General features: G+C 55.3%; 22 protein-coding genes. 15 read left to right on the plus strand and 7 right to left on the minus strand.

The window, feature by feature from the left end:
- Positions 1 to 101: 101 nt before the first annotated feature.
- Positions 102 to 1,724, plus strand: a complete 1,623-nt coding sequence (locus DG357_RS02170) for an isovaleryl-CoA dehydrogenase (protein WP_088204691.1) — start codon at positions 102 to 104, stop codon at positions 1,722 to 1,724.
- Here DG357_RS02170 and DG357_RS02175 read toward each other — a convergent pair.
- The 3 genes from DG357_RS02175 to bsmA all read right to left on the minus strand — a co-directional run bounded on the left by DG357_RS02175 (position 1,721) and on the right by bsmA (position 4,577).
- Complete coding sequence (locus DG357_RS02175; RefSeq protein WP_048957687.1) at positions 1,721 to 3,652, minus strand: methyl-accepting chemotaxis protein; 1,932 nt, start codon at positions 3,650 to 3,652, stop codon at positions 1,721 to 1,723. The genes DG357_RS02170 and DG357_RS02175 overlap by 4 nt on opposite strands.
- Positions 3,653 to 3,823: 171 nt before the next feature.
- Positions 3,824 to 4,111 (minus strand): DUF1471 family protease activator YjfN, encoded by a 288-nt coding sequence (yjfN, locus tag DG357_RS02180; RefSeq protein WP_032644956.1) that lies wholly within the window; start codon positions 4,109 to 4,111, stop codon positions 3,824 to 3,826.
- A gap of 136 nt (positions 4,112 to 4,247) precedes the next feature.
- The gene (gene bsmA / locus DG357_RS02185; RefSeq protein ID WP_028015263.1) at positions 4,248 to 4,577 is read right to left on the minus strand and encodes a biofilm peroxide resistance protein BsmA; all 330 of its coding nucleotides are present in this window, start codon (positions 4,575 to 4,577) and stop codon (positions 4,248 to 4,250) included.
- 137 nt (positions 4,578 to 4,714) lie between these two features.
- Here bsmA and yjfP point away from each other — a divergent pair, with 137 nt between their 5' ends.
- Positions 4,715 to 5,437 carry an esterase gene (gene yjfP / locus DG357_RS02190; RefSeq protein ID WP_048957686.1) on the plus strand — a complete coding sequence of 241 codons (723 nt, stop codon included), beginning with the start codon at positions 4,715 to 4,717 and terminating at the stop codon, positions 5,435 to 5,437.
- Here yjfP and ulaR read toward each other — a convergent pair.
- Together ulaR and ulaG are read right to left on the minus strand one after the other, a co-directional pair.
- Positions 5,434 to 6,189 carry an HTH-type transcriptional regulator UlaR gene (ulaR, locus tag DG357_RS02195; protein ID WP_024907324.1) on the minus strand — a complete coding sequence of 252 codons (756 nt, stop codon included), beginning with the start codon at positions 6,187 to 6,189 and terminating at the stop codon, positions 5,434 to 5,436. The genes yjfP and ulaR overlap by 4 nt on opposite strands.
- 110 nt (positions 6,190 to 6,299) lie before the next feature.
- Positions 6,300 to 7,364 (minus strand): L-ascorbate 6-phosphate lactonase, encoded by a 1,065-nt coding sequence (gene ulaG, locus DG357_RS02200; protein ID WP_006810379.1) that lies wholly within the window; start codon positions 7,362 to 7,364, stop codon positions 6,300 to 6,302.
- 358 nt (positions 7,365 to 7,722) lie between these two features.
- Between ulaG and ulaA the strand changes: the two genes are divergently transcribed.
- The 6 genes from ulaA to DG357_RS02230 are packed head-to-tail and all read left to right on the plus strand — an operon-like array spanning position 7,723 to position 12,130.
- Positions 7,723 to 9,123 carry a PTS ascorbate transporter subunit IIC gene (gene ulaA / locus DG357_RS02205; protein WP_063437231.1) on the plus strand — a complete coding sequence of 467 codons (1,401 nt, stop codon included), beginning with the start codon at positions 7,723 to 7,725 and terminating at the stop codon, positions 9,121 to 9,123.
- A 12-nt stretch (positions 9,124 to 9,135) separates the two neighbouring features.
- Positions 9,136 to 9,441, plus strand: a complete 306-nt coding sequence (gene ulaB / locus DG357_RS02210; protein ID WP_003856022.1) for a PTS ascorbate transporter subunit IIB — start codon at positions 9,136 to 9,138, stop codon at positions 9,439 to 9,441.
- 9 nt (positions 9,442 to 9,450) lie between these two features.
- On the plus strand, positions 9,451 to 9,918 hold the full coding sequence (gene ulaC, locus DG357_RS02215; protein ID WP_045259633.1) for a PTS ascorbate transporter subunit IIA: 468 nt from the start codon (positions 9,451 to 9,453) through the stop codon (positions 9,916 to 9,918).
- Between the two features lie 12 nt (positions 9,919 to 9,930).
- Positions 9,931 to 10,581, plus strand: coding sequence for a 3-keto-L-gulonate-6-phosphate decarboxylase UlaD (gene ulaD / locus DG357_RS02220; protein WP_023334265.1), 651 nt, complete (start codon positions 9,931 to 9,933; stop codon positions 10,579 to 10,581).
- 9 nt (positions 10,582 to 10,590) lie between these two features.
- A complete protein-coding gene (locus DG357_RS02225; RefSeq protein WP_063154916.1) occupies positions 10,591 to 11,451 on the plus strand; it encodes an L-ribulose-5-phosphate 3-epimerase in 861 nt (286 codons plus the stop codon).
- Complete coding sequence (locus tag DG357_RS02230; protein WP_088204690.1) at positions 11,444 to 12,130, plus strand: L-ribulose-5-phosphate 4-epimerase; 687 nt, start codon at positions 11,444 to 11,446, stop codon at positions 12,128 to 12,130. Before DG357_RS02225 ends, DG357_RS02230 begins: the two co-directional genes overlap by 8 nt.
- Positions 12,131 to 12,278: 148 nt before the next feature.
- Here DG357_RS02230 and yjfY read toward each other — a convergent pair whose 3' ends face one another.
- Entirely contained in the window at positions 12,279 to 12,554 is a 276-nt protein-coding gene (gene yjfY / locus DG357_RS02235) for a DUF1471 family protein YjfY (RefSeq protein WP_041911476.1), read from the minus strand.
- A gap of 340 nt (positions 12,555 to 12,894) precedes the next feature.
- Between yjfY and rpsF the strand changes: the two genes are divergently transcribed.
- From rpsF to DG357_RS02260, 5 genes are all read left to right on the plus strand, one after another.
- Positions 12,895 to 13,290 (plus strand): 30S ribosomal protein S6, encoded by a 396-nt coding sequence (gene rpsF / locus DG357_RS02240; RefSeq protein ID WP_014068637.1) that lies wholly within the window; start codon positions 12,895 to 12,897, stop codon positions 13,288 to 13,290.
- A gap of 6 nt (positions 13,291 to 13,296) precedes the next feature.
- Positions 13,297 to 13,611 carry a primosomal replication protein N gene (gene priB, locus DG357_RS02245; protein WP_028015270.1) on the plus strand — a complete coding sequence of 105 codons (315 nt, stop codon included), beginning with the start codon at positions 13,297 to 13,299 and terminating at the stop codon, positions 13,609 to 13,611.
- Positions 13,612 to 13,615: 4 nt separating this feature from the next.
- Positions 13,616 to 13,843 (plus strand): 30S ribosomal protein S18, encoded by a 228-nt coding sequence (gene rpsR, locus DG357_RS02250; protein WP_000135199.1) that lies wholly within the window; start codon positions 13,616 to 13,618, stop codon positions 13,841 to 13,843.
- A gap of 41 nt (positions 13,844 to 13,884) precedes the next feature.
- Positions 13,885 to 14,334, plus strand: coding sequence for a 50S ribosomal protein L9 (gene rplI / locus DG357_RS02255; protein WP_006810372.1), 450 nt, complete (start codon positions 13,885 to 13,887; stop codon positions 14,332 to 14,334).
- Between the two features lie 153 nt (positions 14,335 to 14,487).
- Entirely contained in the window at positions 14,488 to 15,417 is a 930-nt protein-coding gene (locus tag DG357_RS02260) for a DMT family transporter (RefSeq protein WP_063437233.1), read from the plus strand.
- Between the two features lie 46 nt (positions 15,418 to 15,463).
- On the opposite strand, the gene DG357_RS02265 is transcribed toward DG357_RS02260, so the two are convergent.
- Entirely contained in the window at positions 15,464 to 16,102 is a 639-nt protein-coding gene (locus DG357_RS02265; RefSeq protein WP_088204689.1) for an OapA family protein, read from the minus strand.
- A gap of 233 nt (positions 16,103 to 16,335) precedes the next feature.
- Between DG357_RS02265 and fklB the strand changes: the two genes are divergently transcribed.
- Positions 16,336 to 16,956: an FKBP-type peptidyl-prolyl cis-trans isomerase gene (fklB, locus tag DG357_RS02270; RefSeq protein WP_008502892.1), complete on the plus strand. Its 621-nt coding sequence runs from the start codon at positions 16,336 to 16,338 to the stop codon at positions 16,954 to 16,956.
- A gap of 312 nt (positions 16,957 to 17,268) precedes the next feature.
- Positions 17,269 to 18,678, plus strand: coding sequence for a D-serine/D-alanine/glycine transporter (gene cycA, locus DG357_RS02275; RefSeq protein ID WP_041911474.1), 1,410 nt, complete (start codon positions 17,269 to 17,271; stop codon positions 18,676 to 18,678).
- The last annotated feature ends 12 nt before the right edge of the window (positions 18,679 to 18,690 follow it).

Below are 18,690 nucleotides of genomic sequence, written 5' to 3' on the forward strand. Positions count from 1 at the left end.
AATGATATCAGCGGGATCGCCATCGTGTGACCTCACTCCCATGCAGCGTTCATACGGTCTGTCCATACTTACCTTCATTGCCACTGAAGGAGGGAGACAGCATGCACTGGCAGACCCATACCGTTTTTAATCAACCAGCCCCACTCTCTAACAGCAACCTTTTCCTCTCTGACTGCGCCCTGCGCGACGCGGTTGCGCGCGAGGGTGCCGAGTGGGATATGGATCTTCTTGCCAGCATCGGACAGCAGTTAGGCACGGCGGAGTCGCTGGAGCTGGGCAGGCTGGCGAACGTGAATCCGCCGGAGCTATTACGCTACGACCCCACGGGTGAGCGGCTGGATGACGTTCGCTTTCATCCGGCATGGCACCTGCTGATGCAGGGGCTCTGCGCTAACCGGGTACATAATCTGGCATGGGAGGAAGAGGCACGAAAAGGTTCTTTCGTCGCCAGGGCCGCGCGCTTCGTACTCCATGCTCAGGTAGAAGCGGGGACGTTATGCCCGGTGACCATGACCTTCGCCGCCACGCCGCTGTTGCAGCAGTCGCTGCCCAAACCGTTTCATGAATGGTTAACGCCGCTGATGAGCGACCGTTACGATCCCCATCTCGCGCCGGGTGGGCAAAAGCGCGGCCTGCTGATCGGCATGGGAATGACGGAAAAGCAGGGCGGCTCGGACGTGCTCAGCAACACCACCAGAGCGGAAAAATGCAGCGACGGCAGCTACCGACTGGTGGGCCACAAGTGGTTTTTCTCCGTGCCGCAGAGCGATGCGCATCTGGTGCTGGCGCAGGCGAAAGGCGGTTTGTCCTGCTTCTTTGTCCCGCGTTTCTTACCCGACGGACAGCGCAACGCCGTACGGCTGGAACGTCTGAAAGACAAGCTCGGCAACCGCTCGAACGCCAGCAGCGAGGCGGAGTTCCTCGATGCCTCCGGTTGGCTGCTGGGTGAAGAGGGAGAAGGCGTGCGGCAAATCCTGAAGATGGGCGGGCTGACGCGCTTCGACTGTGCGCTGGGCAGCCACGGGCTAATGCGCCGGGCGCTTTCCGTGGCGCTGTACCACGCCCATCAGCGTCAGACCTTCGGCAAAAATCTTATCGATCAGCCGCTAATGCGTGAAGTGCTAAGCCGTATGGCGCTGGTGCTGGAGGGGCATACGGCGCTGTTGTTCCGTCTGGCCCGGGCGTGGGATAACCGCACCGACCCGCAGGAGGCCGCCTGGGCGCGGCTTTTTACCCCGGCCGCAAAATTCAGCGTGTGCAAAGCGGGCATTCCGTTCGTGGCGGAGGCGATGGAGGCACTCGGCGGGGGCGGGTACTGCGAGGAGAATGAACTTCCACGCCTGTATCGCGAGATGCCGGTGAACAGCATCTGGGAAGGATCGGGCAATATCATGTGCCTGGACGTGCTGCGGGTGCTGGCGAAGCAGCCAGGTATCCACGACCTGCTTGCCGACGAGTTTGCCCAGGTCAAAGGACAGGACAGACACTTTGACCGCAGCTGGCGGCAGCTTCAGCAAAAGCTGCGTAAACCGCAGGAGGCGCAGGGGAGGGAGATCGCTCAGCAGCTCTTTTTGCTGGGGGCCGGCAGCCAGATGCTGCGGCACGCATCGCCGCCCGTGGCGCAGGCGTGGTGCCGCATGATGCTGGATACCCGTGGCGGTACGCTCATGAATGAGCAGGTGCAAAGCGATCTGCTGCTGCGCGCCACGGGCAGGGTTGGCTAGCGTTTAAGCTGGAACAGGCTGACCAGTTGGGTAAGGTGTGACCCTTTCTCGCGCAGCGTGCGTGCGGTTTGCTCGCTGCGTGAGATGCGATCGGCATTGATATGCGACGCTTCGCCAATGTGGGTCATGGCAAGATTGACCTGGCCGATCCCCGCGGACTGCTCGCGTGACGCGTGGTTAATCTCCGTGACCAGCTGGCTGATGTTGTCGATATGAACGATGATGGAATCCATCGCCAGACGCGTCTGTTCAGACAGCGCGTGGCCTTCGCCCACTTTTCGCAGGGTATCGCCAATCAGATGTTCAATCTCCTTCACCGCGTTGGCGCTTCGACCTGCCAGGGCGCGAACTTCCTGCGCGACCACGGCAAATCCTTTTCCATGCTCGCCTGCGCGTGCCGCTTCTACCGCCGCATTCAGCGCCAGAATATTAGTCTGGAACGCGATGGACTCGATCACGCGGGTGATGTCTTCGATACGTTTTGACGCTTCGCGAATATCGTCCATGGTGGCAACCGCATGGGTCACCGTTTCACCACCCTGATGAACCGCGCGCGAGGTTTCACCTACCAGCTGCTGCGTTTGCTCCATGTTGGCGGCATTTTGCTGCACGGTCGCGGCCAGTTGCTCCATGCTGGCGGAGGTCTCTTCAACGCTGCTGGCCTGCTTGTTGATCTGCTCGGAGATGTCTCCGGTATCGGAGGCCAGCGCATTGGTGCCCAGATGGATCTCGCCCGCGGCCTCGCGGACCTGCAGGACAATTTTTTGTAGCCCATCACCGATACCGTTAATGGCTTCAACCAGCTGGCCAACCTCATCCTGGCGGGTCACGGGCAGGCTGGAGCGTAAATCGCCCGCGGCATACTGGCGGGCAAGGTCAATCACGTTACGCAGCGGACGGGTCAGCATCCGGCGAATAAGCACCACAAACAGGCCCGCGAAGAGGACAGACAACGCTACGCCGGCCAGCAGGAAACGGTCGCGCATAGCGTTAACGCTTGAGAGCAGGACTGATTTATCCACTTCACCGACGATGGTCCAGTTCCAGCCGGGCAGCGGCGTATAGGCCATTTTCAGCGTGCGACCGTCGTCGCTTACGCGTTCCAGCGAGCCTGAGGAATCGCTCAACAGCTGCTGTTGGGTGGCGCTATCCCACTTCGGCAGTTTTCCCTCTTCGCTGGCGTGGAACAGATACTGACCGCGCGTTTTGCCGTTGCTGCGGTCCAGCACGAAGAAGTGCCCGCTCTCGCCCAGGCGGCGGTTGAGGATTTTCTCGCGCATGACATTCCAGGAGTGAGTGATATCCACCCCAACGAAGATGATCCCGATAACCTGACCTTCACTGTTCTTCACGGGCTGGTACTGGGTTATGTAGCGCTTGCCAAACAGGAGCGCCAGGCCGCGGTACACCTCGCCTTTCGTGACGGAGGCAAACGCCGGGCTGCTCGTGTCCAGAACCGTCCCCATAGCGCGATCGCCATTCTCTTTGCGCAGGGAGGTGGCAACGCGAATGAAGTCGTTACCGCTGCGAACAAACAGCGTTGAGATCGCTCCCGTACGGCTCAGAAAATCATCAGAAAACGTTGTATTTTCATGGAGTTCAGCGTCGCCACCTTTCAGCAGGGGAACGGCGAGCCCGTTTATGGTCCGGGTCTGCTGAGTATCGACGCTAAACGGCTGGGGCAGAAATGTCGTAAACAGTCTGGTGTAGCTTTCGACTTCTTCGCTCAGGCTGGTATTAAACATCTGCACCATGTCGACCATACCGGTGGACTGATTATGCAGATCTTCTACCGCGAGGGCTTCAAGCTGCTGGCTGGCTTTTTGGCTGAGCAGGAAAGTGAAAAGCAGAAACAGCGTGGCGACACTGACGCCCGTCAGCAGCGACAGCTTTGTTCCAAGGCCCGCACGGCGGAAAACATTGATCATAAATTGCTCATCATTGAAAAGGTATGGTTCTTCAACGGCAGAGCGGAGATTACGTTTACTGAATTAATGTAACAAAATGTTATTTTATTGTTTTAGAGTGGTTTTAAATTAGATAAAAAATTTGCAAAAACGAAAAGCCACTAAAAATAAGTGGCTTTTATCAGGAAGGATTTATACATAGAGAATGGCCTGTACCCGCCACTGGTCGATATGGTTATCTTCCTGCATCTGGATGATGCGATACCATGACGCGCCCTGTTCATCGGCCTTTAATGCCACGATACGTTCAACGTCTTGCGGGCTCCCCGGAATGTTATTGACGGAGATCTGGCCTATTTCATTCAGACCTGTTACGCAATCCGCACTGGCGAATTCTGCTGACTGCGCGGTGGTGCTCACCAGGCCTGCAGAGAGCAACAGAGAGGTCAAAGCAAGAGTTCGTTTCATCGTCAGCTCCATTTCACATATTTCCGGTATCCGCCGGGCAATCCTTCGCGAATAAACTCCCATTCCTTGTCGCTGGCATGGAGTTTATTGTGGACAGGAAAATGTCTATGGACGCAAAGCAGTGTAAATGTCGTTCAAAGGTAAACCATTATTTCCGGTACAAAATGGCTTGTGAATACCACTGTCCCGTTATGATGGTTTCGTCGATCATAATAATGACGTAATAATCTGCTTTGGCAGCGACGGCTTGTGCCTTTATTGCGTCTTCTGCGTCATCCGGCGAACCGCGAACGAGCGCGGAGACGGTGCCCATTCGCTGTAATCCTTCCGTCTGATTACGACGAATCTCCTGCGGATGATCGGCAACCGGGGGAGCGGGTTGCGGTGTACCCTGCAGTGCGCTACAGCCGCTGAGCAGAAACACCAGCAATAAAGCAGCAAACCTGTGCATAACCATATCTCGTTTCCTGTTAGCCATAGTGTAGTTGTCTGCGAATTTAGTTTTGGGGGAATGTTCCCGAAGTGTTATCTGGGACGTAATTTTCGAATGAAAATAGCGTCAAACCGTAATCCAGTTCTCAACATTATGAATCATTCATTCGTACAGGGTCGACAATGATTGAAATTGAAATACGCCATCTCGGCGACCATGAAATTTTACACGCTGTGCCGGCAGGGAAACGTGATAAATCGCTGCCTGTTGTGGTTTTTTATCATGGGTTTACCTCATCGAAACTGGTTTACAGTTATTTTGCAGTGGCGCTGGCTCAGGCAGGTTTTCGCGTGGTAATGCCGGATGCGCCTGACCACGGCGCGCGCTTTACGGGCAATGAGCGGGCGCGACTGGGGCAGTTCTGGCACATTCTGCACGGCAGCCTGACCGAGTTTGCCGGGCTGCGCGATGCGCTTTATGAGGCTGGGCTGGTGGCCGATAATCGGCTGGCGGTGGCCGGGGCGTCCATGGGTGGCATGACGGCGCTGGGGATTATGACGCATCATCCTGACGTGCGGTCTGTTGCCTGTCTGATGGGCTCGGGCTATTTTACCTCGCTGGCGAAGACGCTTTTCCCCCCTCAGGATTTAACGGAAATTACGCCGATGCTGGCAGAGTGGGAAGTGACCCGGGCATTGCCGCGCCTGGCCGATCGCCCGCTGCTGCTATGGCACGGTGACGCGGACGATGTTGTCCCGCCCGATGGAACCTTCCGCCTGCAGCAGGCGTTAAAGAATGAAGGACTGGACGCTAATCTGACCTGTTTGTGGGAAACAGGCGTCCGCCACCGCATCACGCCAGCGGCGCTGGACGCCACGGTGGCGTTTTTCCGCAAGCATCTTTAAACGCGCAGGACTTTCACCCCTTGATCTTCCAGCTTCTGGAGGATCTCGGGATTCGCCCCTTTGCCGGTGATCACCATGTCGATCTGTTCTGCGCGGCTGAACAGCATGCCTGCGCGTTCACCGACTTTGCTGCTGTCGACCAGCACAACGAGCTTGCCCACCACGTTGAGCATGTTTTGTTCCGCCATCGCGGTCAGCATATCGGTTTTATACAGGCCGTCAGCGGTCAGGCCTTTGCCGCTGGTAAACATCCAGTGCCCGGCGTAGAGACTGTTTTCGCTGTCCTGCGGGCTGAGCGTGATGGACTGGCTTTTGTTGTACTGGCCGCCCATGATCACCACGCTCTCATGTTCCTGATCGATCAGGTAGTTAGCCAGCGGCAAATAGTTGGTAATGATTTGCACCGGCTTGCCGCACATTTCACGGCCCAGCAAAAACGCCGTGGAGCCGCAGTTGATGACGACGCTCTCACCGGGGTTCACCAGCTGTGATGCCGCTCTGGCAATCCGTACTTTTTCATCGTGATTCTGCGCCTGATGAATATTCATCGGCGACCAGCGTGGACGCTGCTGGCTGATGGCTTCTGCGCCGTTGCGGACTTTTTTCAGCTTGCCGCTCTCATCCAGCTTGTTGATGTCTCGCCGCGCGGTGGCGGGGGAGATCCCTAAACGTTCGATCACTTTCTCGACGGTGATAAACCCTGTTTGCGCCAGGAGTTCCAGTAAAATTTGATGCCGTTGCGCTTCCGTCATGAGCTATTCCGATAAGAATTGATTTGAAAAGATGATATTTGAAATAGCGTGAAATTACTAAAATAAATATGAAATCGCCAGACACAGGGTCTGGCGATGTGGCCTCACAATCAGAGGAAGGATTTGAACGGGAGATCTGGCTCAATGGTGAAGCAATCATCGAAGCCGCGCGGGTAGTGATACTCAAGATTGTCTTTGTCCAGCGGCCAGGTGAACTTGCCGCCTACCTGCCAGATAAAGGGCTTGAAGCCGTACTTCAGGCGGTCTTTTTTCATCTCCCACAGCACGCGGATCTCTTGCGGATCGGCCTGGAAGTTTGACCAGATATCGTGGTGGAACGGTATCACTACTTTGGTGTTGAGCGCTTCCGCCATGCGCAGCATATCGGCGCTGGTCATTTTGTCCGTAATACCGCGCGGGTTTTCCCCGTACGAGCCCAGCGCCACGTCAATCTGATGTTCGTTGCCGTGCTTCGCGTAATAGTTGGAGTAGTGGGAATCACCGCTGTGATACAGGGAGCCGCCCGGCGTCTTGAACAGGTAATTCACCGCACGCTCGTCCATGCCGTCTGGCAGTACCCCAGCAGCCTTCTGGTCGGCCGGCAGGGTAATCAGCGCGGTACGGTCAAAGGCATCCAGCGCGTGGATTTCAATGTCTTTAATTTTCACCACGTCGCCAGGTTTCATCACGATGCAGCGCTCTTTCGGCACGCCCCAGCCAATCCAGAGATCTACGCAGGTTTGCGGCCCGATAAACGGTACGTCGTCCGCGCAGTTTTGCATCACCGCTGCCGCCACGTTCACGTCGATATGGTCGTTGTGATCGTGAGTAGAAAGCACGGCATCGATCTGGCGAATGGCAAAAGGATCAAGCACAAACGGCGTGGTGCGCAGGTTCGGCTGGAGCTTTTCCACGCCGGCCATACGCTGCATCTGGTGGCCTTTTTTCATCAGCGGGTTACCGTGGCTCTGTTTGCCGGTGCCGCACCAGAAATCGACGCAGATATTGGCGCCGCCTTCAGATTTCAGCCAGATACCGGTGCAGCCCAGCCACCACATTGCAAACGTGCCAGGAGCAACCTGTTCCTGCTCGATCTCTTCGTTCAGCCAGCTACCCCACTCCGGAAAGGTGCTCAGAATCCATGATTCACGGGTAATGGTTTTCACTTTACTCATCGTTTTGACTCCTGGTTTAATCAAAAGTAGTCACATTGTGATTCGTTATGATTAATGCTGGCACTATTTGACGTGCTTTGCAATGGTCAAAATGCGGAATTTTATCTGCGCGACTTCACGGACTCTCCACTCTTTACTTGTTAGATTATCCTGCATTAAACATTAATTTGATGAATTATAAGGATTAATTTATTTTTGTGGTGCGGTAGTGAAAATCATTACTAACAGCATGGAAATAAATTGCGTGATGCGTCACAAATAATCAAATGCAATCTTGTGGTGATTATTTGTGATTAATAGAGTGATGGCACCAACCGCACAGGGATTGCCCCTTGTGTTCTCATTTCTGGAGAGAGTTATGGAGATCCTCTACAACGTCTTTACCGTTTTCTTTAATCAGGTAATGACCAACGCCCCGCTGTTGCTGGGTATCGTGACGTGCCTGGGGTACATCCTGCTGCGCAAAAGCGTCAGCGTGATTATTAAAGGCACCATCAAAACCATTATCGGTTTCATGCTGTTGCAGGCGGGGTCAGGCATTCTCACCGGTACGTTTAAGCCGGTCGTCGCCAAAATGTCGGAAGTGTATGGCATCAACGGCGCTATCTCTGATACCTACGCCTCAATGATGGCGACCATCGATCGCATGGGTGATGCCTATAGCTGGGTGGGATATGCGGTGCTACTCGCGCTGGCGCTGAACATCATTTACGTGCTCCTGCGCCGCATTACCGGCATTCGCACAATCATGCTCACCGGGCACATCATGTTCCAGCAGGCGGGGCTGATCGCGGTTTCTCTCTATATCTTCGGTTACCCAATGTGGACCACGATTATCTGCACCGCGGTGCTGGTCTCGCTCTACTGGGGTATCACCTCCAACATGATGTACAAGCCAACGCAGATCGTGACCGACGGCTGTGGCTTCTCCATCGGTCACCAGCAGCAGTTTGCCGCCTGGATTGCCTATAAAGTTGCGCCGTACCTGGGCAAAAAAGAGGAGAGTGTCGAAGACCTCAAACTGCCTGGCTGGTTGAATATCTTCCACGACAACATCGTCTCCACCGCGATTGTGATGACCCTCTTTTTCGGCGCCATTCTGCTCTCTTTCGGCATTGACGTCGTGCAGGCGATGGCGGGTAAAACCCACTGGACGGTCTATATCCTGCAGACCGGTTTCTCCTTCGCGGTAGCGATTTTCATCATCACTCAGGGCGTGCGTATGTTCGTCGCCGAGCTGTCGGAAGCCTTTAACGGCATCTCTCAGCGCCTGATCCCTGGTGCGGTACTGGCGATTGACTGTGCGGCTATCTATAGCTTTGCGCCAAACGCCGTCGTCTGGGGCTTTATGTGGGGCACCATCGGCCAGCTGATTGCGGTGGGCATCCTGGTGGGCTGCGGCTCCTCAATCCTGATCATTCCTGGCTTTATCCCGATGTTCTTCTCCAACGCCACCATTGGTGTGTTTGCTAACCACTTCGGCGGCTGGCGCGCGGCGCTCAAGATCTGCCTGGTGATGGGCATGGTGGAAATCTTCGGTTGCGTGTGGGCGGTCAAGCTCACCGGTATGAGCGCCTGGATGGGCATGGCGGACTGGTCAATTCTGGCCCCACCGATGATGCAGGGCTTTGCCTCCGTCGGTCTGGCCTTTATGGCCGTCATCATCCTGATTGCTCTGGCTTATATGTTCTTCGCTGGCCGTTCGCTGCGAGCTGAAGAAGATGCGGAAAAACAAACAGCAGAAGTGTCTGCTCATTAAGGAGTTTCGATTATGACCGTACGTATCCTGGCTGTGTGTGGCAATGGGCAAGGTAGCTCCATGATCATGAAGATGAAAGTGGACCAGTTTTTGACCCAGTCAAACATCGACCACACGGTGAACAGCTGCGCAGTGGGTGAATACAAAAGTGAACTGAACGGCGCGGACATCATCATCGCTTCAACTCATATTGCCGGTGAGATTAGCGTGTCGGGCAACAAATATGTGGTAGGCGTGCGCAACATGCTCTCGCCTGCGGATTTCGGGCCAAAACTGCTGGAAGTGATCAAAGAGCACTTCCCACAAGACGTGAAGTAAGGACGCCACATGAAACTACGTGATTCGCTGGCAGAGAATAACGCCATCCTTTTACAGGCCGACGCCAGCACCTGGCAGGAAGCGGTGAAGCTGAGTGTGGATCTGCTGGTTAAAGCGGACGTTGTCGAGCCGCGCTATTACCAGGCCATTCTGGATGGCGTGGCGCAGCACGGCCCCTATTTCGTGATTGCGCCGGGCCTGGCCATGCCGCACGGCCGCCCGGAAGAGGGCGTCAAGAAAACCGGTTTTGCGCTGGTGACCCTGAAAACGCCGCTGGTGTTCAACCACGAAGATAACGACCCGGTCGACATTCTCATCACCATGGCGGCCGTTGATGCCAACACCCACCAGGAGGTGGGCATCATGCAGATCGTCAACCTGTTTGATGACGAAGCCAATTTTGACCGTTTACGCGCCTGCCGCACCGCGCAGGAAGTGCTGGATTTAATTGATAACGCCACTGCGGCGGCCGTTTAAGAGGAATTGAACATGTCATTACCAATGTTGCAAGTTGCGCTGGATAACCAGACGCTGTCTCACGCTTACGAAACCACCCGCCTGATTGCGGAAGAGGTGGATATCATCGAAGTGGGGACCATTCTGTGCGTGGGCGAAGGCGTGCGCGCCGTTCGTGACCTGAAAGCGCTCTATCCGCACAAAATCGTGCTGGCGGATGCCAAGATTGCTGACGCAGGCAAAATCCTTTCCCGCATGTGCTTTGAAGCCAACGCCGACTGGGTCACCGTGATCTGCTGTGCGGATATCAACACCGCCAAAGGCGCGCTGGACGTGGCAAAAGAGTTTAACGGCGACGTGCAGATTGAACTGACCGGCTTCTGGACCTGGGAGCAGGCGCAGGAGTGGCGCGATGCGGGCATCCAGCAGGTGGTGTATCACCGCAGCCGCGATGCGCAAGCCGCAGGCGTGGCGTGGGGCGAAGCGGATATCAGCGCGATTAAGCGTCTGGCGGATATGGGCTTCAAAGTCACCGTCACCGGTGGCCTGGCGCTGGAAGATCTGCCGCTGTTCCAGGGCATCCCTATTCACGTCTTTATCGCTGGCCGCAGCATTCGCGACGCGGCATCTCCGGTGGAAGCGGCGCGTCAGTTCAAACGCTCAATCGCTCAGCTTTGGGGTTAAGGAGCGGGTATGTTGTCAAAACAGGTCCCGCTTGGCATCTATGAAAAGGCACTCCCTGCAGGGGAGTGCTGGCTGGAGCGGTTACGGCTGGCAAAACAGCTGGGTTTCGATTTTGTCGAAATGTCCGTGGATGAGACGGATGTGCGCCTTTCTCGCCTCGACTGGAGTCGCGAGCAGCGCCTGGCGCTGGTGGGCGCCATTGCCGAAACCGGCGTGCGCGTGCCGTCCATGTGTCTGAGCGCCCACCGCCGTTTCCCGCTCGGCAGTGAAGACGATGCCGTACGCGCTGAAGGGCTGGAGATCATGCGCAAAGCCATTCGTTTTGCGCAGGATGTCGGCATCCGCGTGATCCAGCTGGCGGGTTACGACGTTTACTATCAGGAAGCCAACGACGAAACGCGCCGTCGTTTCCGTGACGGCCTGAAAGAGAGCGTTGAGATGGCAAGCCGCGCGCAGGTCACGCTGGCGATGGAGATCATGGACTACCCGTTGATGAACTCCATCAGCAAGGCGCTGGGCTATGCGCACTATCTGAATAACCCCTGGTTCCAGCTTTATCCGGATATCGGCAATCTGTCGGCCTGGGATAACGACGTGCAGATGGAGCTGCAGGCGGGCATCGGGCATATCGTGGCGGTGCACGTCAAAGATACCCGCCCTGGCGTGTTTAAAAACGTACCGTTCGGCACCGGGGTGGTGGATTTCGAACGGTGCTTCGAGACGCTCAAACAGACAGGGTATTGCGGGCCTTATCTGATTGAGATGTGGAGCGAAACGTCAGACGATCCGGCTGCGGAAGTGGCAAAAGCGCGGGACTGGGTGCGCGAGCGTATGGCGCGCGCGGGGTTACTGGAGGCTGAACATGCTTAAGCTGAAACAGCAGGTCTTTGAGGCCAATATGGATCTGCCGCGCTATGGCCTGGTAACGTTCACCTGGGGCAACGTGAGCGCCATCGACCGTGAACAAGGTCTGGTGGTGATCAAGCCGAGCGGCGTGGCGTATGAAACCATGAAAGCGGACGATATGGTGGTGGTCGACCTCGAAGGAAACGTCGTTGAGGGCAAATGGCGTCCTTCTTCTGATACGGCGACCCATCTGGCGCTGTACCAGCGTTATCCATCGCTGGGTGGCGTTGTGCATACCCACTCCACGCACGCCACCGCCTGGGCACAGGCGGGGTTGCCCATCCCGGCGCTGGGCACGACGCATGCAGACTACTTCTTCGGCGACATCCCCTGCACGCGGGCATTATCGCAGGCTGAAGTGGAAGGCGAATACGAGCTCAACACCGGAAAGGTCATCATCGAAACGTTGGGTGAAAGCGAACCGCTGCATACGCCGGGTATTGTGGTCTATCAGCACGGCCCGTTCGTCTGGGGAAAAGATGTCCACGACGCCGTTCATAATGCGGTTGTCATGGAGGAAGTGGCGCGCATGGCGTGGATTGCACGCGACATTAATCCACAGCTTCAGGGCATTGACGATTACCTGATGAACAAGCATTTCATGCGCAAGCACGGCCCGAATGCCTACTACGGGCAGAAGTGAAAGAAGTGAATAAGTGCTCTGGAATACCGAAAAACAGTTGTAACCGGTGGTATTCCGGAGCCATTCACAAAAAAAGCCCCCGGACAGGGGGCAACGTCAATTATGGCTATGTTCTCGTTGTTGGCTTTCCTGGTGCTAGCGTTAAAGGTTACCGGTAGATATCTGCACTGGCGTGCATATTGCCGTTGCTGCCGGGCTCACGGGTTAACATCACGTGGTAATAGGTTGCGCCCTGGGCATCGGTCTCTTCATTTAGTGCCCGATCTGCTTCGCTTTCAGTGGCGAAATTATGATTGATATAGATTACGCCTAAGCTATGCACATCATCCATGTTTCTGGCCTGCCGGCCGTCTATTTTGATGGCTGCCATCGCGTTTGCACTGAGCAAAAGCGCCGCCATTATGGCTACTGCGATTTTTTTCATGATATGCGCTCCACGACTGCGTGCTGTGTGAGGGGAATACTCCTTCTTTAATTCAGCTGATCTCTGATTAAAGTGTAATCATTCCTCCGGCGGGGATGCGTGACCATTTCTGATGCAGTTGTTCAAAAAAACAACGCTTCCTGATGCGATTAATTTTAAATCACCCACTTAGACCAGCTTTACGCTTTGTGCGAATTATTTGTGCAATCAGCTTGAGTTTCCTGGGGGGGGCAAGTATTATGACGCGTCAATTTTTCAGCCGACCTTTAACACGTTCCTTGCCTCCCCGGGCCTCGGCTGACCCAGACAGGAGGCTGAATAATCCGTAAGGAGCAATTCGATGCGTCATTACGAAATCGTTTTTATGGTCCATCCTGACCAGAGCGAACAGGTTCCGGGTATGATCGAGCGTTACTCTGCTGCCATCACTGGTGCAGAAGGTACGATCCACCGTCTGGAAGACTGGGGCCGCCGTCAGCTGGCTTACCCGATCAACAAACTGCACAAAGCACACTACGTTCTGATGAACGTTGAAGCGCCGCAGGAAGTTATCGATGAGCTGGAAACTACCTTCCGCTTCAACGATGCCGTTATCCGCAGCATGGTTATGCGTACCAAAAACGCAGTTACCGAAGCATCTCCGATGGTTAAAGCGAAAGACGAGCGCCGTGAGCGTCGCGATGATTTCGCAAACGAAACCGCAGATGATTCTGATGCTGGGGATTCTGAAGAGTAATTTCTGATGACCAACCGTCTGGCGTTGTCCGGCATCGTATGCAGGGCTCCCCTTCGAAAGGTCAGTCCATCAGGAATTCCGCATTGCCAGTTCGTGCTTGAGCATCGTTCTGTGCAAGAGGAAGCCGGGTTTCACCGGCAGGCGTGGTGCCAAATGCCCGTTATTATTAGCGGACACGAAAACCAGGCCATTACTCACAGTTTAACGGTCGGTAGCGCAGTAATCGTTCAGGGGTTCATCTCTTGCCACAAGGCAAAGAACGGCCTGAGCAAAATGGTTCTGCATGCCGAGCAGATTGATTTGATAGATACTGGAGACTAGCCATATGGCACGTTATTTCCGTCGTCGCAAGTTCTGCCGTTTCACCGCGGAAGGCGTTCAAGAGATCGACTATAAAGATATCGCAACGCTGAAAAACTACATCACCGAAAGCGGTAAGATTGTCCCAAGCCGTATCACCGGTACTCGTGCAAAATATCAGCGTCAGCTGGCTCGCGCTATCAAACGCGCTCGCTACCTGTCCCTGCTGCCGTACACTGATCGTCATCAGTAATCGGGCACGGTCCATTAATACGACTTTAAGAGGATAAGGTAATGCAAGTTATTCTGCTTGATAAAGTAGCAAACCTGGGCAGCCTGGGTGATCAGGTTAACGTTAAAGCGGGCTACGCTCGTAACTTCCTGGTTCCACAGGGTAAAGCTGTTCCAGCTACTAAGAAAAACGTAGAGTTTTTCGAAGCACGTCGCGCTGAACTGGAAGCCAAACTGGCTGACGTTCTGGCGGCTGCTAACGCTCGCGCTGAAGCAATCAACGCACTGGGCACTGTTACCATCGCTTCCAAAGCTGGCGACGAAGGTAAACTGTTCGGTTCCATCGGTACCCGCGATATCGCTGATGCAGTTACTGCAGCAGGCGTTAAAGTGGCTAAGAGCGAAGTTCGCATGCCGAACGGCGTTCTGCGTACCACTGGTGAGCACGAAGTTGACTTCCAGGTTCACAGCGAAGTGTTCGCTAAACTGGTTGTTAACGTTGTAGCTGAGTAATTTTTTACTCTGCTCGCGTCGAAGCGCCGGCCTTGTGCCGGCGTTTTGCTTTTTTAAGGCTACCGGAAATTCTCTTTTTATCTCGTATGGTAGCTATTCCTGACGCATTCTCTGATAATAAATTGAAACGCAATTTTATTTATGAGATTTGTCATGGATACCGCTCTGCCCACGCCCGTCTTTGCCCGTCGACATGTGGCCTACGCCTGCGCCACGCTCTGCTGCCTGCTTTGGGGGAGCTCGTACCCGGCCATTAAAAATGGCTACGAACTCTTTCAGATCGCGACCGATGATATTCCGTCCAAAGTCGTTTTTGCCGGATACCGTTTTCTGTTTGCCGGTGCCTTGCTGCTGCTCTTTGCGCTGGCCCAGCGCAAACCGATTGGCAGGCTCACGCCCGCGCAGTTTGGCCAGCTCACGATCCTCGGGCTGACCCAGACCACCATTCAGTACACTTTCTTCTATATAGGACTGGCCTACACGACGGGGGTAAACGGCTCAATCATGAACGCCACCGGGACTTTCTTCAGCGTACTGTTGGCGCACTTTATCTACCACAATGACAAACTCAGCTATAACAAAACGCTGGGCTGTATTCTTGGGTTTGCCGGGGTGATGCTGGTGAACTTTCACAGTGGGTTAAGCGATTTCCAGTTTATCTGGAAAGGCGACGGTTTTGTGGTGCTGGCGGCTTTTATTCTCTCTGCCGCCACGCTTTACGGGAAACGTATTTCCCAGACCGTCGACCCAACGGTGATGACCGGCTGGCAGCTGGCGATAGGCGGGGCTGCGCTGGTTGCGGGAGGTTATGCCACGGGCGGAACGCTGGAAGTGCACAGCATGAAGGCCGTTGCGGTGCTGGGGTATCTGACGCTGCTCTCATCGGTGGCGTTCGCCCTGTGGAGCGCGCTGCTGAAAGTGAACCGGGTAAGCATGATTGCTCCGTTCAACTTTGTCATTCCTGTTGCAGGGACGGTGCTTTCCGCCATTTTCCTCGGCGAAAATATTCTGGATATCAAATATGCGATTGCGCTGGTGCTGGTCTGCTCGGGGATCTGGTGGGTGAATAAACGGAGTGCCTGAGAACAAAAGTGCCGGGTGGCGGCTTCGCCTTACCCGGCATACGCCATTAACGTGCTCTGATGAAACTGCCGTCCGGCTGGCGGGTAAATAGCACCTGCTGCCCATTTCCGGTATCAATGGTCAGCCCGGTGACCACCCCGCTGGCGTTCTGGCGAATCTGCACCATCTGGCCGTTCTGTAAGTTGCTCAGCGGTTTACCTGCGCCTTCCACTTTTGCCATGGCATACACGTCGGTCGGCGGCAGGTTGTGGTCGCGGAAAAGCTGTGCCAGGGTTTTGCCCGGCTCCACGCGATAGGAACGCCACTGTTGCTCGATGCCGGTCGGCTGCTGGGTTTGCGGCTCAGACGGCGCTGCGGTCTGCTCCTGTTCATCCTGAACGGGTTCGGGTTCAACAGGCGCGACCTGACCCGGATCGTTAGACGGGGTTACCAGCTGCGTCTGCATCGGCTGCGCGTCAGGCTGCGGCCGCGTTTGCGACTGAAGATCCAGCTGCGCATTGCGGGTGACCGGCGCGGTATCAACATCATCACCGCCGGAAGGAAGCAGGAAGCCCACGATCACCATCAGCGCACCAATGATAATCCCCCTGCGGTGCAGAGGAGGCAGCGGGTCCATAATGCGAAAATTGTCCGGCGCCTGCCAGATTTTCGCCAGGGTAGGTTTCAGTTCAAATCGCCCGGGCATGGCTCTCCTCCTGCTCCGCGTCTTTTATATCCTGTGCTTCGAAGTATAGTTCGCTAACTGCCTGAACGACGTAGCAAACCGGACATCCGTGACATCAGTTCTGGATTAATCCTGGTTGTCTCTATTGTTTCTGTTTCGTCGCGGTTTGTCACCTTAACTTCAGACAAAGTTTTACCCATAAGGGCATGGCTGATATGCTGCCCGCTACTTTAAATGTGATGGAAGGAAAACCCATGACCACCCCGACTTTTGACACTATCGAAGCGCAAGCAAGTTACGGTATCGGCTTGCAGGTAGGACAGCAGCTGAGCGAATCCGGCCTGGAAGGTCTGTTACCTGAAGCGCTGGTGGCGGGTATCGCTGATGCGCTGGAAGGCAAACAGCCTGCCGTTCCGGTTGACGTTGTGCATCGTGCGCTGCGTGAAATCCACGAACGTGCTGACGCTGTGCGTCGCGCGCGCTTCGAAGAGATGGCAGCCGAAGGCGTGAAATATCTGGAAGAGAACCGCGAGCGCGAAGGCGTGAACAGCACCGAATCCGGCCTGCAGTTCCGCGTGATCAACCAGGGCGACGGCGCTATCCCGGCGCGTACCGACCACGTTCGCGTGCACTATACCGGTAAGCTGATCGACGGTACCGTATTCGACAGCTCCGTGGCGCGCGGCGAACCGGCTGAGTTCCCGGTCAACGGCGTAATTGCGGGCTGGATCGAAGCCCTGACCCTGATGCCAGTGGGTTCCAAATGGGAACTGACCATCCCGCACAACCTGGCTTACGGCGAGCGTGGCGCTGGCGCGTCCATCCCGCCATTCAGCACCCTGGTATTTGAAGTCGAGCTGCTGGAAATCCTGTAATCGACTTTTCTTATTTCCTCTCTCCGCCCGGGGAGAGGAAAATAGTGATAAAACCCATAGTTACGACGGAATCAACATTTTATCTTGCAAACGAAACTGTTGCGTGTATTTTTGTGAGCTGTTTCGCGCTGTATGAGTGATATGACACTCACTTTCAACATATTATTAACATAATATCTAAATCATAGTATTCATCCCGCCGATTCTTACCTAATATCGATAAACCCTTACGAAGGGACCGTCATTTATTTGACGTTTTTAAAGGCCAGAAGAGCCTTAACAACACAGACAGGCATAAACAGGAAAAATTACATGGTAGATCAGGTCAAAGTCGCCGCTGCAGAAGAGGCGACGTCTGAACAGTCGCTACGGCGCAATCTCACAAACCGTCATATACAGCTTATCGCCATCGGCGGTGCCATCGGCACCGGGCTGTTTATGGGGTCCGGCAAAACCATCAGTCTTGCCGGGCCGTCGATCATCTTCGTTTATATGATCATCGGTTTTATGCTCTTCTTCGTGATGCGCGCAATGGGTGAATTGCTGCTCTCGAACCTCGAATACAAATCCTTCAGCGACTTCGCGTCGGACCTGCTCGGCCCGTGGGCGGGCTACTTTACCGGCTGGACCTACTGGTTCTGCTGGGTGGTCACCGGCATGGCGGACGTCGTGGCGATTACCGCTTACGCGCAGTTCTGGTTCCCGGGGCTGTCGGACTGGGTCGCCTCGCTGGCGGTAATTATTCTGCTGCTGAGCCTGAACCTTGCCACCGTGAAAATGTTCGGTGAGATGGAGTTCTGGTTCGCGATGATCAAGATTGTCGCTATCGTAGGGCTGATTGTGGTGGGCCTGGTGATGGTCCTGACGCACTTCCAGTCGCCAACGGGCGTTCAGGCGTCCTTCACCCATCTGTGGAATGACGGCGGCTGGTTCCCGAAAGGCATCAGCGGCTTCTTTGCGGGCTTCCAGATTGCGGTGTTTGCGTTTGTGGGGATTGAGCTTGTCGGAACGACCGCTGCGGAAACCAAAGATCCGGAGAAGTCCCTGCCGCGCGCCATCAACTCCATACCGGTGCGTATCATCATGTTCTACGTCTTCGCGCTGATCATCATTATGTCCGTGACGCCGTGGAGCTCCGTGGTGCCCAGCAAGAGCCCGTTCGTTGAGCTGTTCGTGCTGGTAGGGCTGCCTGCTGCGGCGAGCCTGATTAACTTCGTGGTGCTGACCTCTGCGGCATCGTCTGCGAACAGCGGCGTGTTCTCAACCAGCCGTATGCTGTTTGGTCTGGCGCAGGAGGGCGTAGCGCCGAGCGCCTTTGCGAAACTCTCTAAACGTGCGGTACCGGCGAAAGGGCTGACCTTCTCCTGCATGTGCCTGCTGGGTGGCGTGGTGATGCTCTACGTAAACCCAAGCGTAATTGGCGCGTTTACTATGATCACCACGGTGTCGGCGATCCTGTTCATGTTCGTCTGGACCATTATCCTGTGCTCGTACCTCGTGTACCGCAAACAGCGTCCGCACCTGCATGAGAAGTCGATCTACAAGATGCCGCTGGGCAAGCTGATGTGCTGGGTGTGCATGGCGTTCTTCGTGTTCGTGCTGGTGCTGCTGACGCTCGAAGATGACACCCGTCAGGCGCTGATCGTCACGCCGCTGTGGTTTATCGCGCTGGGGCTGGGCTGGCTGTTTATCGGTAAGAAACGGATGGCAGGCATGCGTTAAGCATATTGCCGG

The organism is Enterobacter bugandensis (assembly GCF_900324475.1).
In the GTDB taxonomy this organism is placed as follows: Bacteria; Pseudomonadota; Gammaproteobacteria; order Enterobacterales; family Enterobacteriaceae; genus Enterobacter; species Enterobacter bugandensis.

What these genes read in the sequence shown, in the direction of transcription:
- DG357_RS02170 (WP_088204691.1), top strand. Translation starts at nt 102, where the DNA reads ATGCACTGGCAGACCCATACCGTTTTTAATCAACCAGCCCCACTCTCT.
- DG357_RS02175 (WP_048957687.1), bottom strand. Translation starts at nt 3,652, where the DNA reads ATGATCAATGTTTTCCGCCGTGCGGGCCTTGGAACAAAGCTGTCGCTG.
- yjfN (WP_032644956.1), bottom strand. Translation starts at nt 4,111, where the DNA reads ATGGAGCTGACGATGAAACGAACTCTTGCTTTGACCTCTCTGTTGCTC.
- bsmA (WP_028015263.1), bottom strand. Translation starts at nt 4,577, where the DNA reads ATGGCTAACAGGAAACGAGATATGGTTATGCACAGGTTTGCTGCTTTA.
- yjfP (WP_048957686.1), top strand. Translation starts at nt 4,715, where the DNA reads ATGATTGAAATTGAAATACGCCATCTCGGCGACCATGAAATTTTACAC.
- ulaR (WP_024907324.1), bottom strand. Translation starts at nt 6,189, where the DNA reads ATGACGGAAGCGCAACGGCATCAAATTTTACTGGAACTCCTGGCGCAA.
- ulaG (WP_006810379.1), bottom strand. Translation starts at nt 7,364, where the DNA reads ATGAGTAAAGTGAAAACCATTACCCGTGAATCATGGATTCTGAGCACC.
- ulaA (WP_063437231.1), top strand. Translation starts at nt 7,723, where the DNA reads ATGGAGATCCTCTACAACGTCTTTACCGTTTTCTTTAATCAGGTAATG.
- ulaB (WP_003856022.1), top strand. Translation starts at nt 9,136, where the DNA reads ATGACCGTACGTATCCTGGCTGTGTGTGGCAATGGGCAAGGTAGCTCC.
- ulaC (WP_045259633.1), top strand. Translation starts at nt 9,451, where the DNA reads ATGAAACTACGTGATTCGCTGGCAGAGAATAACGCCATCCTTTTACAG.
- ulaD (WP_023334265.1), top strand. Translation starts at nt 9,931, where the DNA reads ATGTCATTACCAATGTTGCAAGTTGCGCTGGATAACCAGACGCTGTCT.
- DG357_RS02225 (WP_063154916.1), top strand. Translation starts at nt 10,591, where the DNA reads ATGTTGTCAAAACAGGTCCCGCTTGGCATCTATGAAAAGGCACTCCCT.
- DG357_RS02230 (WP_088204690.1), top strand. Translation starts at nt 11,444, where the DNA reads ATGCTTAAGCTGAAACAGCAGGTCTTTGAGGCCAATATGGATCTGCCG.
- yjfY (WP_041911476.1), bottom strand. Translation starts at nt 12,554, where the DNA reads ATGAAAAAAATCGCAGTAGCCATAATGGCGGCGCTTTTGCTCAGTGCA.
- rpsF (WP_014068637.1), top strand. Translation starts at nt 12,895, where the DNA reads ATGCGTCATTACGAAATCGTTTTTATGGTCCATCCTGACCAGAGCGAA.
- priB (WP_028015270.1), top strand. Translation starts at nt 13,297, where the DNA reads ATGACCAACCGTCTGGCGTTGTCCGGCATCGTATGCAGGGCTCCCCTT.
- rpsR (WP_000135199.1), top strand. Translation starts at nt 13,616, where the DNA reads ATGGCACGTTATTTCCGTCGTCGCAAGTTCTGCCGTTTCACCGCGGAA.
- rplI (WP_006810372.1), top strand. Translation starts at nt 13,885, where the DNA reads ATGCAAGTTATTCTGCTTGATAAAGTAGCAAACCTGGGCAGCCTGGGT.
- DG357_RS02260 (WP_063437233.1), top strand. Translation starts at nt 14,488, where the DNA reads ATGGATACCGCTCTGCCCACGCCCGTCTTTGCCCGTCGACATGTGGCC.
- DG357_RS02265 (WP_088204689.1), bottom strand. Translation starts at nt 16,102, where the DNA reads ATGCCCGGGCGATTTGAACTGAAACCTACCCTGGCGAAAATCTGGCAG.
- fklB (WP_008502892.1), top strand. Translation starts at nt 16,336, where the DNA reads ATGACCACCCCGACTTTTGACACTATCGAAGCGCAAGCAAGTTACGGT.
- cycA (WP_041911474.1), top strand. Translation starts at nt 17,269, where the DNA reads ATGGTAGATCAGGTCAAAGTCGCCGCTGCAGAAGAGGCGACGTCTGAA.